The sequence below is a fragment of the Flavobacterium sp. genome (assembly GCF_028689845.1).
GTDB lineage: Bacteria > Bacteroidota > Bacteroidia > Flavobacteriales > Flavobacteriaceae > Flavobacterium.
In genome coordinates, this window is record NZ_JAQVCH010000019.1 from 41,808 (window position 1) to 55,875 (window position 14,068).

Annotated in this window: 12 protein-coding genes; 9 read left to right on the top strand and 3 right to left on the bottom strand. The window is 36.0% G+C overall.

The window, feature by feature from the left end; all coding sequences use genetic code 11:
* Positions 1 to 14 precede the first annotated feature (14 nt).
* From PHR76_RS08675 to PHR76_RS08715, 9 genes are all read left to right on the top strand, one after another.
* Positions 15 to 2,336 carry an FAD-dependent monooxygenase gene (locus PHR76_RS08675; protein ID WP_300061076.1) on the top strand — a complete coding sequence of 774 codons (2,322 nt, stop codon included), beginning with the start codon at positions 15 to 17 and terminating at the stop codon, positions 2,334 to 2,336.
* 48 nt (positions 2,337 to 2,384) lie between these two features.
* A complete protein-coding gene (locus PHR76_RS08680) occupies positions 2,385 to 3,215 on the top strand; it encodes a KilA-N domain-containing protein (protein ID WP_300061079.1) in 831 nt (276 codons plus the stop codon).
* A 3-nt stretch (positions 3,216 to 3,218) separates the two neighbouring features.
* Positions 3,219 to 4,811 (top strand): AMP-binding protein, encoded by a 1,593-nt coding sequence (locus PHR76_RS08685; RefSeq protein ID WP_300061082.1) that lies wholly within the window; start codon positions 3,219 to 3,221, stop codon positions 4,809 to 4,811.
* Between the two features lie 27 nt (positions 4,812 to 4,838).
* Complete coding sequence (locus PHR76_RS08690; RefSeq protein ID WP_300061086.1) at positions 4,839 to 6,419, top strand: FMN-binding glutamate synthase family protein; 1,581 nt, start codon at positions 4,839 to 4,841, stop codon at positions 6,417 to 6,419.
* 25 nt (positions 6,420 to 6,444) lie between these two features.
* Complete coding sequence (locus PHR76_RS08695) at positions 6,445 to 6,870, top strand: thioesterase family protein (RefSeq protein WP_300061089.1); 426 nt, start codon at positions 6,445 to 6,447, stop codon at positions 6,868 to 6,870.
* A gap of 62 nt (positions 6,871 to 6,932) precedes the next feature.
* The gene (locus tag PHR76_RS08700) at positions 6,933 to 7,913 is read left to right on the top strand and encodes a carbon-nitrogen hydrolase family protein (RefSeq protein ID WP_300061092.1); all 981 of its coding nucleotides are present in this window, start codon (positions 6,933 to 6,935) and stop codon (positions 7,911 to 7,913) included.
* A gap of 61 nt (positions 7,914 to 7,974) precedes the next feature.
* Positions 7,975 to 9,075 carry a cupin domain-containing protein gene (locus PHR76_RS08705; RefSeq protein WP_300061095.1) on the top strand — a complete coding sequence of 367 codons (1,101 nt, stop codon included), beginning with the start codon at positions 7,975 to 7,977 and terminating at the stop codon, positions 9,073 to 9,075.
* 52 nt (positions 9,076 to 9,127) lie between these two features.
* A complete protein-coding gene (locus PHR76_RS08710) occupies positions 9,128 to 10,036 on the top strand; it encodes a fumarylacetoacetate hydrolase family protein (protein WP_300061098.1) in 909 nt (302 codons plus the stop codon).
* Between the two features lie 69 nt (positions 10,037 to 10,105).
* Positions 10,106 to 10,852, top strand: coding sequence for an Asp/Glu racemase (locus tag PHR76_RS08715; protein ID WP_300061100.1), 747 nt, complete (start codon positions 10,106 to 10,108; stop codon positions 10,850 to 10,852).
* A gap of 263 nt (positions 10,853 to 11,115) precedes the next feature.
* On the opposite strand, the gene PHR76_RS08720 is transcribed toward PHR76_RS08715, so the two are convergent.
* The 3 genes from PHR76_RS08720 to PHR76_RS13185 all read right to left on the bottom strand — a co-directional run bounded on the left by PHR76_RS08720 (position 11,116) and on the right by PHR76_RS13185 (position 14,016).
* Positions 11,116 to 12,405, bottom strand: a complete 1,290-nt coding sequence (locus tag PHR76_RS08720; RefSeq protein WP_300061102.1) for a mechanosensitive ion channel domain-containing protein — start codon at positions 12,403 to 12,405, stop codon at positions 11,116 to 11,118.
* A gap of 360 nt (positions 12,406 to 12,765) precedes the next feature.
* The gene (locus PHR76_RS08725; RefSeq protein WP_300061105.1) at positions 12,766 to 13,389 is read right to left on the bottom strand and encodes a hypothetical protein; all 624 of its coding nucleotides are present in this window, start codon (positions 13,387 to 13,389) and stop codon (positions 12,766 to 12,768) included.
* A 363-nt stretch (positions 13,390 to 13,752) separates the two neighbouring features.
* The gene (locus PHR76_RS13185; RefSeq protein ID WP_366143587.1) at positions 13,753 to 14,016 is read right to left on the bottom strand and encodes a matrixin family metalloprotease; all 264 of its coding nucleotides are present in this window, start codon (positions 14,014 to 14,016) and stop codon (positions 13,753 to 13,755) included.
* Positions 14,017 to 14,068: the final 52 nt, after the last annotated feature.

Here is a 14,068-nt window from a genome sequence, read left to right on the forward strand (position 1 = left end):
CTCATATTAACATTATGAAAATAACAGTAATTGGTGGCGGACCAGGCGGACTTTACTTTTCAATTTTGACAAAGAAAGCAATGCCTAACTGCCAAATCGATGTTTATGAACGAAATAGCCCCGAAGACAGTTTTGGTTTTGGGGTGGTTTTCTCGGATGAAACCTTAGGCGAATTCTTAATGCGTGATGTTCAATCGTATGAACTTATTCGCAGTGAATTTGCCTATTGGGATGATATTGTGATTGCTCGCGACGGACAAACCGTGAGTGCTTCCGGAAACGGTTTTTGTGGTTGTTCTCGCAAAACATTATTGAAATTATTACACCAACGTTGTCGTGAAGAAGGCGTGAATTTACACTTTGAACAAGCTGTTGACGATTTAAGTCAGTTTGCAAACTCCGATATTATTGTGGCTTGTGATGGAATTGGCAGTAGCATTCGCTCACAATTTCAAAGTGAATTTGGCACGAAAATCAAGATGATGAAAAATCGTTTTGTGTGGATGGGTTCAACCAAACCACTCGATGCTTTTACCTATTTTTTTAGAACAACTCCGTTTGGAACAATTGTCGCTCATACCTATCAATATGAAGAAGGTAAGAGTACTTGGATATTTGAATGTAGCGAAGAAACTTGGCAAAAAATCGGCTTTGAAGAAACGAATGAAGAAGATACCGTTCGAAAAATTAGTGAAATTTTTGCAGCAGAATTAGACGGTCATTCCTTGATAACCAATAAATCACATTGGCGTCAATTTCCCCATGTAACCAATGAAAAATGGTTTTACAACAACATTGTTTTATTAGGCGATGCCAAAGCGACAGCCCACTACTCTATCGGTTCAGGAACAAAATTAGCGATGGATTCAGCAATCGGTTTATCCGATGCGGTCGTTGCTCACCCAACCAATGTGCAAGCCGCTTTTGCACAATATGACAAAACCCGCAGAAATACAGTGGAAATGATTCAATATGCCGCACTGGTTTCGTTAGATTGGTTTGAGAATATGAATCGACATAACCAGCATCCGTTTTATCAATTTGCTTTTGGTTGTATGACACGTTCTAAAAAAGTGACCTTTGAAAACCTACAGATTAGAGATAAATCGTTTACAGATAAGGTTTTAGAAGAGTTTAAGAACACTATCAATGGCAACCTACAACCTACAACCTACAACCTACAACCTTTTTCTCCTGCATTTTCAAAATTCAAACTTCGTGATTTAGAATTGGTTAACCGAATTGTCATGGCACCAATGGGACAATATTCTGCCGAAGAGGGACTAGTGAATAACTGGCATTTAGTGCATTATGGAAGTCGAGCAACCGGTGGTGTTGGTTTGATTTTAACCGAAATGACTGCAATTTCTCCAATCGGACGTATTACTTTAGGTTGTGCGGGTATTTATAATGAAAATCAAGTGGTTGAATGGAAAAAAATAACTAAATTTATTCATCAAAATACACAAACAAAAATTGGAATTCAATTGGGACATTCTGGTCGAAAAGGTGCTATTCTTAAACCGTGGGAAGGACAAAACGAACCGATTGAAAACGCTTGGGAATTACTTTCCGCTTCTCCAATATCTTTTAATTCCAAAATGACAATTCCAAAGGAAATAACTGTTGAGGATATGCATACAATTACTGCCGAATTTGTTCAAGCGACCAAAAACGCAGAGCAAGCCGGTTTTGATATGATTGAATTGCAAGCCCATCATGGCTTTTTATTGGCTTCGTTTCTCTCTCCATTAACCAATATTCGCACGGATGAATTCGGCGAAAGCATTGAAAATCGAATCAAATTCCCATTACGAGTGTTCACAGCAATGCGAAATGTATTTCCGCAACACAAACCTATGTCGGTACGTATTTCTGCTTCTGATTGGGCTGAAAATGGAATTTTAGAAGAAGATGTTTTGTATATTGCTAACGCTTTTAAAGAAGCTGGAGCTGACATCATCAACGTTTCTTCAGGAAATACGGTCGAAAACCAAAAACCGCAAATGGGAAGAATGTGGCAAACTCCTTTTTCAGATGTAGTTCGAAATACGATACCTATTCCAACGATTACGGCAGGATACATCCAAGACATTGACCAAATTAATACCATTATTTTGAACGGTAGAGCCGATTTAGTGGCGTTGGGAAAACCATTATTAGCAGACGCAAATTTTGTTAGAAATGCACAGGCTTATGAAAAAGCTGACCCAAAAGATGTTCCATTGCAATACAAAAGTGGAAGTTCGCATTTATATCCGCTAAAAGCTTCGGAACGGAAGCAGGTTGAAGGAATGAAAAAAGCGTTGAAGCCAAAAAGCAATAAAAAAATCTAATATAAAACATCAGCAACTTAGTTTCTTAGCAACTTAGCAACTCAGAAAATGATAAAAAAAAAATCTAAAATAGAAGTTCAAGGTATTCAAATTGCCCTTGTGAATCAAAGTAACAACGATTATATTTCATTGACAGATATTGCTAGACATAAAAATTCATCTCAAACAGATGATATCATAAAAAATTGGTTAAGAAATAGAAATACCATTGAGCTTTTGGGTTTTTGGGAAATGATATATAATCCTAATTTTAAACCCGTCGAATTCGACGGGTTTAGAAAACAGGCTGGCTTAAATAGTTTTGTAATGACCCCTAAACGTTGGATAGAAAGCACGAACGCGATTGGTATCGTTTCAAAAGCCGGAAGATATGGTGGAACTTTTGCTCATAAAGACATTGCTTTGGAATTCGCCTCATGGATTTCAATTGAATTTAAACTTTATATCATTAAAGAATTCCAACGTTTAAAAGAAAATGAAAACGACCGCTTAAATCTAGAATGGAATTTACAACGCACGATATCAAAAATAAATTATCATATTCATACTGATGCAATTAAGGAAAATCTAATTCCACCTGAAATTACTAAACAACAAGCAAGTTTTGTATATGCCAATGAAGCTGATTTATTTAATACAGCTTTGTTTGGAATTACAGCCAAAGAATGGAGAGAAAATAATCCGAATCTAAAAGGAAATATACGAGATTTTGCGACTTTAGAGCAATTAGTAGTCCTGAGTAATTTGGAAAGCATAAATGCTTTGCTTATTCAACAAGGTTTATCACAAAGTGAACGACTTATTCAACTCAATAAAGTTGCGATTACTCAAATGAAATCGTTAGTTCATTCTAAAGAAGTAAAAAAACTAAAAGCGTAACTGATGAAACATTTTGTCGACAATTTTGTTATTGATTACTTACCAAGCCTTGCTATACAACCGCTCTATTTTAAAGGAAAATATGAAGATGGAATGCTCAATTGTGTCGAACGTCTTTTAGATACTCACATTAAAAACGGAAACGGAAATGCTCCTTGTCTACACACGTTTAAAAAAACATGGCGTTATCAAGATTTATATGAAAAAGCCAATCAAATTGCACATGTTTTAGTGGATGATTTGGGTTTGCAATCCGGTAATAGAGTATTAATTCGTTCTGCCAATAACCCCATGATGGTCGCTTTATGGTTTGCAATTCTTAAAGCTGGTGGAATTGTGGTGGCAACCATGCCCTTATTACGCTCTAAAGAATTGACCACTATTATTGACTGTGCCGAGATTTCGCATGTATTTTGCGATATAGCTTTGGAAGAAGAACTAGAACAGGTGCAATCTGATTTTCTGAAAAAAGTTTGCAAATTCTGTGGTTCAGAAAGCGGTACCTCTGAATTAGAACGTTTGATGATGAACAAATCCAAAACGTTTGAGAACTTTCATTCTAAAGCAGATAGTATAGCCTTAATTGGATTTACGTCGGGAACAACGGGACTACCTAAAATGACTGCTCACTTTCACAAAGATATTTTAAATATTTGTGAAGCATTCCCTAATTATTCGCTACAACCAACTTCCAAAGATATTTTTACAGGGAGTCCGCCACTGGGTTTTACCTTTGGTTTAGGCGGTTTAGTATTATTTCCATTGTATTTTGGTGCTTCTACCTTTTTAATAGAAAAGCCAACACCTGATGCGTTGCTTCAAGCGATACAAGACTTTCAAATTACAATTTGTTTAACCGCTCCAACGGCATGGCGAATTATTTCTACCAAAATAAATGAATATGATATTTCTAGCTTACGCAAATGTGTTTCCGCTGGAGAAACCTTGTCCATAAAAGTTTGGGAAGATTGGTATAATGCAACAGGGTTAAAAATAATCGACGGTATTGGAGCCACCGAAATGCTACATATATTTATTTCTTCAAACGAAGAGAATATGAAACCCGGAGCAACTGGTGTCGCCATAACAGGATATGAAGCCAAAATTATAGATCACCTCGGAAATGAGTCTCCTACAAACCAACCAGGTCGATTAGCCGTACGAGGAATTACCGGTTGTAAATACCTCAATCGAACCGATAAACAACAAGAATATGTCCAAAATGGTTGGAATTTAACAGGAGATATTTTTAAAAAAGACGAGGAAGGATACTTCTGGTTTGTAGCTCGAGGCGACGACATGATTATATCTTCTGGTTACAATATTGCGGCAATTGAAGTAGAAAGTGTACTTTTAACCCATGAAGAAATTTTAGAATGTGCGGTCGTTGGCTTGCCTGATGACGAAAGAGGAATGCTTGTTTGTGCTCACATCGTGCTTAAAGATTCATCTAAAGCAACAGATAACATGAAAAACCATATTCAGCACTGGTTCAAAGAAGTAGCTGCTCCATATAAATATCCAAGAGTGATTTATTTTGTAGACAAACTTCCTAAAACTGAAACTGGAAAGATTCAACGTTTTAAATTAAAATAAAATCAATAATTAGTAAATCGGAAAGAAATGCGAAGAGCCTTTTTAGTTGTCAGTTTTACCATCTTAGTCATAAACGGAATACTTACCTATATAAATTGGAAGTTTAGTTTATTGTTTTTAATTTTAATTCCCTTAATTTTAATGGGCTTGTTTGATATGTATCAGTCGATTCATACCATACGAAGAAATTTCCCATTAGTAGGAAGACTCCGGTATTTATTAGGTAGTATAGGACCAGAAATCCGACAATATTTTATTGAAACAGATACAGATGGAAAGCCATTTAATCGCTTACAACGGAATATGGTTTATTCTCGGAGTAAAAAAGAATCTGACATGGAGCCTTTTGGTACACAAAAAAACACCTATGAATCAGGTTACGAATGGATTAACCACAGTATTCGTGCAATTACTTTTCAGGATATGAATCCGAAACCCTTGGTAAGAATCGGTTCTTCCAATTGTTCAAAACCCTATATGGCCAGTATGTTTAACATCAGTGCAATGAGCTATGGGTCGTTGAGTAAAAATGCAATTATTGCGTTGAATGAAGGTGCTAAAAAAGGGGGATTTTACCATAATACGGGTGAAGGCGGCCTTTCTCCCTATCATTTGTTAGGTGGCGATGTGGTTTGGAATATCGGAACTGGTTATTTTAGTTGTCGAAAATTTGACGGAACTTTTTGTCCAGATGAATTTGAAAAACGAGCGATTTTAGATGAAGTAAAAATGATTGAGATAAAATTCTCACAAGGGGCAAAACCTGGACATGGCGGAATTTTACCAAAAGAAAAAGTAACTGATGAAATTGCAGCCATTCGATTAGTCAATAAAGGGCACGATATTATTTCGCCACCAACCCACTCTGCTTTTACAACTCCACTAGAATTAATTGATTTTATAAAATTATTACGAGAACGTTCGGGCGGCAAACCCATTGGAATTAAAATATGTATTGGGAATAAAGCTGAATTTATCAGTATTTGTAAAGCAATGGTTGCCACGCAAACGTATTTAGATTTTATCACTGTTGATGGTGGCGAAGGCGGAACGGGTGCTGCTCCTCCTGAATACTCTGATCATGTTGGAATGCCTTTGCGGGATGCTTTAGCTTTTGTACACGATTGTTTAAAAGGATATGGTATTAAAGAACAAATCAAAGTAATTGCGAGTGGCAAAGTCATTTCTGGTTTTGATATTATTCGGAATTTATCGATTGGAGCCGATTTATGTAATTCTGCTCGAGGAATGATGTTTGCCTTAGGCTGTATTCAAGCTTTAGAATGTCATACCAATACTTGTCCAACTGGTGTTGCTACTCAAAATCCAAGATTAATGAAAGGATTAGTTCCAGAAGATAAAAGTACGCGAGTAACCCGTTATCAATATGAAACCGTAAAAAGTGCCGTAGATTTGATGGCTTCTGCCGGATTAGATCATCCTGATAAAGTAGACCGAAGCGTAGTAAGTACACGAATTAATCCAATAATGATACAGACTTTTGAAGAGATATACCCAGAACTGGATCGTGGATGTTTATTAAACGAAGCAACTGTTCCAGACTATTTAAAAGTTTTTTGGCTCAAAGCAAGTATAGAAAAATTTTAATAGTTCAACCTAAAAATATAGACCGATGATGAAAAATGAATTTGTCAAACTAGAAAAAGTACGTTTTCAACATGTTGATTATGCCGGTATAGTTTTCTATCCCCGATTTCTGGAAATGCTAAATTGTTTGGTAGAAGATTGGTTTGAAGAAGCACTCGATAGACCTTTTGCTAAAATGCATGAAACAAACGGTATTCCAACAGTTGATTTGAAAATTCAATTTAAAAATGTGGCTCGATTAGGTGAAATTTTAACCAAAAAATTATGGGTAAAAGACATCGGATTTGCCTCCATGCTTTGTGGTTTCCAGTTTTTCAATGAAGCTGGATTAACCATTTTAGAAGGCGAAGTTACTTTAGTTAATGTCGCTATAAATGCTGATAAAAAAAGTATTAAAGCTGAGCCTTTTTCAGAAGTAATGAAAAATAAAATTATGAATTACAAATTATGAATTACGAAGTAACATTCGAATTTAAACATAATTAGTAATTCCAAATTCGTAATTATACAACTATGACCTTTCCAAAATTCAAAGCCGCCGCCGTCCAAACTGCCCCTGTTTTTTTAAATGTCGAAAAAACAATTGAAAAAGCCATTTCTTTCATCAAAGAAGCCAGTGAAAATGGTGCTCAATTGATTGCCTTTCCTGAAGTGTTTATTGCAGGTTATCCGTATTGGAATTGGGTGATGACTCCAGTTCAAGGTAGTAAATGGTACGAACAATTATATAAAAGTGCGGTAGCCGTTACCGATGAATCGTTGAAACCCTTATTTCAAGCAGCGAAAGATTTCAAGATGCATCTCGTGATTGGAATTAATGAACGAGGCGATAGTTATGGCGAAATTTATAACACCAATTTAATTATTGATGACCAAGGCAATTTAATTGGAAAACATCGAAAATTAGTGCCGACTTGGGCTGAAAAACTGACTTGGACGAGTGGCGATGGTTCATCCTTAAAAGTGTATCCAACTAAAATAGGACCTATCGGAACATTAGCTTGTGGCGAAAACACCAATACATTGGCCCGATTCACTTTACTTGCTCAAGGCGAATTGATTCATATTGCCAATTATATTTCGTTGCCAGTTGCTCCTGCTGATTATAATATGGCTGAAGCAATTAAAATTCGTGCAGCGGCTCATTCCTTTGAAGGTAAATTATTTACGGTTGTTTCTTGTTCAACCATATCTAAGGAAATGATGGTGATTTTAAAAGACGAGGTTCCAAATATTGAAGAATTACTAACGCGTAAAAATTCAGCGTTTTCAGGAATTATTGGGCCTAATGGAGCAGTTGTAAGCGAACCTTTAATTGATGAAGAAGGAATTGTCTATGCAGAAATTGATTTAGAAAAATGTATTCAGCCCAAACAAATGCATGATATTTTGGGACATTACAACCGATTTGATATCTTTGATTTACGAGTCAATATAGCTCCAACTCGAAAAATTACATTGATTGATAATCACGAGGAATTTAATAAGAAATAAGCAGCATACAACCCTTCTAGGGTTTAAACTCTAGAAGAGTTGAAAATTAAAATTAAAAGCTATGAACGAAAACCATTCAGATAATCAATACGGAAGAGCTCGAGTACAAGATACTCCAGAACTTGAAGCGTATTATAAAGAATTAGAATCACTTGGTGCGGGTGCATTATGGACCGTAGCAAATGCAATTGAACCTTGGGAACCTAGAACCACTTCAATTCCTATGTTATGGAAGTATGAAGACTTGCGTAGTTTAGTGCTCAAATCTTCCGAATTAGTCACTCCTGAACAAGCGGGTCGCCGGGTTGTATATTTAGTTAATGATAAACGAAAAGAGGTTTCTGCCGCTGTAGGATGGCTGTATACTGGCATTCAAGTGACGCGTCCGGGCGAAAGTACTTCTGCTCATCGCCATCGTGCTTCTGCTTTGCGATTTATTATGGAAGGTGAAGGCGGTTATACCGTTGTCGATGGCAATAAAATTATGTTGGAAGTGAATGATTTTGTGATTACACCCAATTCAGCATGGCACGAACATGGCGTTGAAGAAGGCGGAAAAACCTGTATTTGGCAAGATGGTTTGGACATTCCTTTATTAAATGCTTTAGAAGCCAATGATTATGCCGTTTTAGACGGAAAACAAGAATTAATTGCTCCAATAAATTATTCACCAATTGCTTATGGTTGTGCAGGATTAATTCCGGCCGATAAAAACTGGGACAAACCCTACTCTCCTTTATTTAAATATTCTTGGAAAAGTGTCTATCCCGCTTTACTAGAAATGCAAAAAGTGAGTGAAATCAATTCCTTTGACGGAATTTTCATGAAGTATTCCAATCCCTTAACTGGTGGACATGTGATGGAAACGATGGGAGCTTCAATGCAATTATTACCTGCTGGTTTTAAAGGAAAAGCTCACCAACACACGGGTTCATTTGTGTATCAATGTGCCAAAGGGAAAGGCTATTCCATCATTGATGGGAAACGGTTTGATTGGAAAGAAAGAGACATCTTCTGCGTCCCTTCGTGGGCAATTCACGAGCATCACAATGCCTCTGAAACAGAAAATGCTTGTTTGTTTTCTTTTAATGATTTACCCGTCATGGAAAAACTGGGACTTTATCAGGAAAGAGCATGCATCGACAATAATGGACATCAATAATTTTAAAAAACCTCAGTACCTTAGAACCTCAGAACCATAGTACCTTAAAAAAATGAAACTACTTACTTATAAAACAGCAGAAACCGAACCACGATTAGGTTTCTTACACAACAACCTTATTATTGACATGGAAGATTTTGGCGAAATCTCTAATTTCCCATTGCCAATTGATATGCTAGATTTAATAGACATGGGCTTTGAAATCATCAGTGAAATCTCCGAAATGATTCTGGAAACACGTGAAATTGATTTTGAACAAATTGGTTATAAATTTGAAGAAGTTGAAATCCTCGCTCCTATTCAAAAGCCTCGAAAAAATATCATCGGAATTGGATTGAATTTTACGGAGCATGTTGCGGAAAGTGCAAGAACATTAGACACTACAGGAAAACTTCCGCAAAAACCGATTATTTTCTCTAAACCGCCAACAACGGTTACGGCAACAAATACGAACGTCATTTTAAACACCAAACTCACACAACAACTTGATTGGGAAGTAGAATTGGCTGTCGTTATTGGTAAAACAGGTAAGTATGTTGCCAATGCCGATGCCTTAGATTACGTGTTTGGCTACACCGTCATCAACGACATTTCCGCACGTGATTGTCGCCGGGAAGGACAATGGATTGTTTCCAAAGGACAAGATACTTTTGCTCCGATGGGACCATATTTAGTAACGAAAGATGAATTTTCAAATCCCCATGATATCAATTTATCATTAAAAGTAAATGGGGTTGAAAAACAAAATTCAAATACTAAATTTTTACTGTTCAATATCAATGATTTAATAGAAGATTTAAGTACCGTTTTCACGATAGAAGCGGGCGACATCATCGCAACGGGTACACCTGCTGGTGTTGGAGCTGGAAGAACTCCGCAAGAATGGTTGAAAGATGGCGATGTGATGGAGGCAACTGTGGAAGGAATCGGAACATTAATTAATACGGTAAAAGAAATATAAAAAGTATTCAGTCGCAGTTTTCAGTTTTCTGACTGCAAACTGCGACTGCGACTGTAAACTAATCAAAATATGAAATACCGAATAGGCCAAATCGTCCCCTCCTCCAACGTCACGATGGAAACAGAAATTCCTGCAATTTTTAGAGCAAGAGAAACCATTCTACCAGAACTATTTACGTTTCATTCCAGCCGAACGCGGATGAAAAAAGTAACCAAAGAAGAATTGGAAGCCATGGATGCCATGAGTTTAAAATGTGCTCAAGAATTATCGGATGCTCAAGTCGATGTCATGGGTTATGCGTGTTTGGTTGCTATTATGAGCATGGGTCGTGGCTATCATTGCGTTTCGGAAGTGAATTTGCATCAGGAAACGGTGGCAAACGACTTCCCTACGCCGATTGTGACTTCTGCTGGAGCTTTAATTAACGGCTTGAACGTTTTAGGTGCTAAGCAAATTTCCATCATTACACCTTATATGCGACCGTTAACCGATATGGTGGTGGATTATATTGAACACCAAGGCATCAAAGTAAAGCAAAGTATCGCTCTTGAAATTCCAGACAATTTAGAAGTCGCCGCTCAAAACCCAATGAATTTATTGGACATATACAAACAATTAGATTTAACGGATGTGGATGTTTTAGTCGTTTCTGCTTGTGTGCAAATGCCTTCTTTAGAAGCTATCGATTTAATCCAAGTAGAATGTGGCATTCCCGTAACTTCTGCCGCTGTTTGTACGACTTATGAAATGATGAAAAAACTAGGAATTGAAGCCAAATCAAGTATTGGTGGAGAATTGTTGAGTGGAAAATATTAATGATACTATCGTATCAGATTAAAAATCCCAAATCAATTAAAAACAAGATTTGGGATTTTTTATACTTCAAAACAGAATTACAAAAAGGTCGTATCAATTACAAATCGGTGTTTTACATTACTTTTGATTATTCACTCATACGCCTATTGCCGTCTTGAATCTTCTTCAAAATAGATATACTAGTTATTGCTGACTTCTTCAAGCAATGATTGGTATTTAAAGGAGCTGGCTTACTACTTATTTTAAAACTAAAAAACGCTGCCTTAACTCTCACTCATTCTAGTTTGAAAACGGCGAACTGCTGATGCTATATCTTTACCATTTGGTTGTTGAAACAAGCCAATATCAAAATAGCTAGCAGCCGAAAACAGATGGTCAAAAATATCAGATTGAATGCGTTCATAATCCGACCAATCAGTAGTATCCGTAAAACAATAAATTTCTAACGGAATCCCTTTGTCTTCCGAAGCCAACTGTCGAACCATAATGGTCATGTCCTTTTTAATGCTAGGATGTGATTGAAGATACAATTCAATATAGTTTCTAAAAACGCCAATATTGGTCAACCTTCTTCCGTTAATCAAAACCGAAGTATCCACCTTGTTATTGATGTTAAAAGTTTCAATTTGTTCTTGTCTCGCGGTGATAAAGTCGGTAATGAGGTGAATTTTCTTCAAGGCTTCTCTCGTATCATGATCAACAAAACGAATGGAATTGGTATCCACAAAAAGAGACCGTTTAATTCTTCGGCCACCGCTATGCACCATTCCACGCCAGTTTTTAAAACTGTCTGAAATAAAATAATAGGTTGGAATGGTGGTAATCGTTTTATCAAAATTCTGTACTTTTACGGTATTCAGGTTGATGGCTATCACGTCGCCATCGGCATTAAACTTCGGCATTTCAATCCAGTCACCCACTCGAACCATATCGTTGGTTGACATTTGCACACTGGCAACAAAACCTAAAATCGTGTCTTTAAACACCAACAACAAGATGGCAGTCATGGCTCCAAAAGCACTCAAAAAATATATGGGCGATTTCCCTAAAAGAATTGAAAAAGCAAAGATGGCGGTAGTAATGTAGAATATTATTCGAATAAGCTGAAAATAACTCGTCAACGGCTTGTCTTTAAAGGCCTCAAGCGAAGAAAAAGCATATTCAGCTACCTTGAGTAAGGCAACAATAATGGTCATTGCTACAATAATTAAGTAAACATCCGTTAGCTTAATTATGAATGGAAGCACTGATTCAAAATCATTAAAAATACTTGGAGCCAGTAACCGAACAAAAACAGCGGGTACTATATGAGCAAAGTTATTTAAAACTTCTTTATCAGCCAAAAGGTCATCCCATTTTAGAGGCGATTTTCTGACCAACTTATAAAAGTAGTTAATCACAACTTTTTTGGTGATATAGAAACCAATAATCGAAATAAGGCTTAGTGCAATTAAAAGCGATAACAGCCTAAGATAAATGGCCCATTCATCTGAAACGCCAGCATTTATTAAAAGTTCATCTACCCAATTTTCGATGTAATCAAATCCGGTCATACAAATTTTTCTTTATGTTGATTTTAGTGTTTAAAGATTAAAAAGCCCCTTTAGCGTACCTATTTCAATTTTTAGCAAATTAAGCATTTATAGACGAAAAATAGGGTTGAGACATCTTCATTTAATAGTATGTTAACTTTTCGAATTGAATTTCATTAGTCCAGCCGATTGCTATAACAAATTAGTTTTATGGAAGGGAGAGATGTTGGGAGAGTTTGGTGTTAGTTTTAAAGAAATGATTTGAATAGCCGATTTGTTTTAGTGCTGCGAGGTCAGAGACATTCGCAGAGCATCGGGAGTTTGGTGCTATTTTAGAATTCTCGGATAGCAGACTTTAAAGAAACTTTAGAGAACTGGTAGTCATTTATAAAATTGTTCAGTGATATAAAAAACGGTGTCTATAAAAAATAAGTTCTCTTTATAGGTTAAAACATTTTCATCATGCAAGTCTTCAAGGATAATGCCTAATTCTGGGTTAAAATAATCATTATTTCTTGTATTTTCAAAACCATTTTCTATTAAAAATCGTTTTACATTCTCTAGATTAGTTTCGCTATCAGATTCTACAAATTTTTGTTCTACTACTGCGTATAAGATGTCCTCTTGTTCATAGAAACCTACTAATTGGTAGGCCGTATCAGCAAAAAAATAATTATTTAGTAATAGATTATTAAAATAATCTTCCCAAGTTTCATAGTAGATACTATCATTAAGTTTGATTACTTTAAATTTATTGTAGAGATATACTTTTTGTTCTGCACCAGAGGAAACAAAGGCATTGATGTTTATAGCAGTAATCCAAAAATTAGTGCTATCACAAAATTGCTTTATGAGCGTTGCTTCTTTACTTTTGATTTGCTTGCTAGTCTCAAACGTTTTGCTTGAGCTCTTGCTTTTTCTAAGGTAACGGGAGATTGTTTGGATAGAATCTCCATGCCTAACAGGGCTCTTTCCTGAAATGATATTTTGCAGTTCATATTTCATTTATATAATGTAAAAATAGCACTTTTTATACAAGTATCAAAATGTTCATTAGTTATTGAAATCTATAGAAAAGGGTTCATTTCTTTGGTGGTATGTTCCTCCTACTGATCATCTCCAACGAGTAACTATTTATAACTCCTAAAACCAACACAAAGCGTTTGCAACGTTCTTAAAATATAATCAAAACTCTTACTGTGATAAAATATGGCAAACTTTCATCAATAAGACAAAACCTTTATCCATGTACATCTTTTATCAAATATACTAAAAATCAGATTTGTTTTAGTACTCCGAAGTCAGAGACATTCAGAGCTTCATGCTATTTAAAAAAACGCTAATAGTAACTTACTTTTAATTTACTATTTAAATCTTCATTTTACATTTTTCGCATAAATCAAAATTGGCATTGTCAATCGTTGCAATGTTTTCAACAGCATCAGTCATGACACATTTTTTATTAGGACAATGAGGCAAACCTAAATTATGTCCAAATTCATGAATAGATACTTTTTTTAGCCTTGAAAAATGGATTTCAGGACTTGTATGTTGTAACCCAGCTCCACGAAGTCTTCTCTTTAAAACTATGCACTGTGCTCTGCGATGGTCTCCTGACCTCGCAGCGACCAACTCGTAACCTTGCTTCCAATTAAATTAATAGGAATCATAACGTTGTAAATTA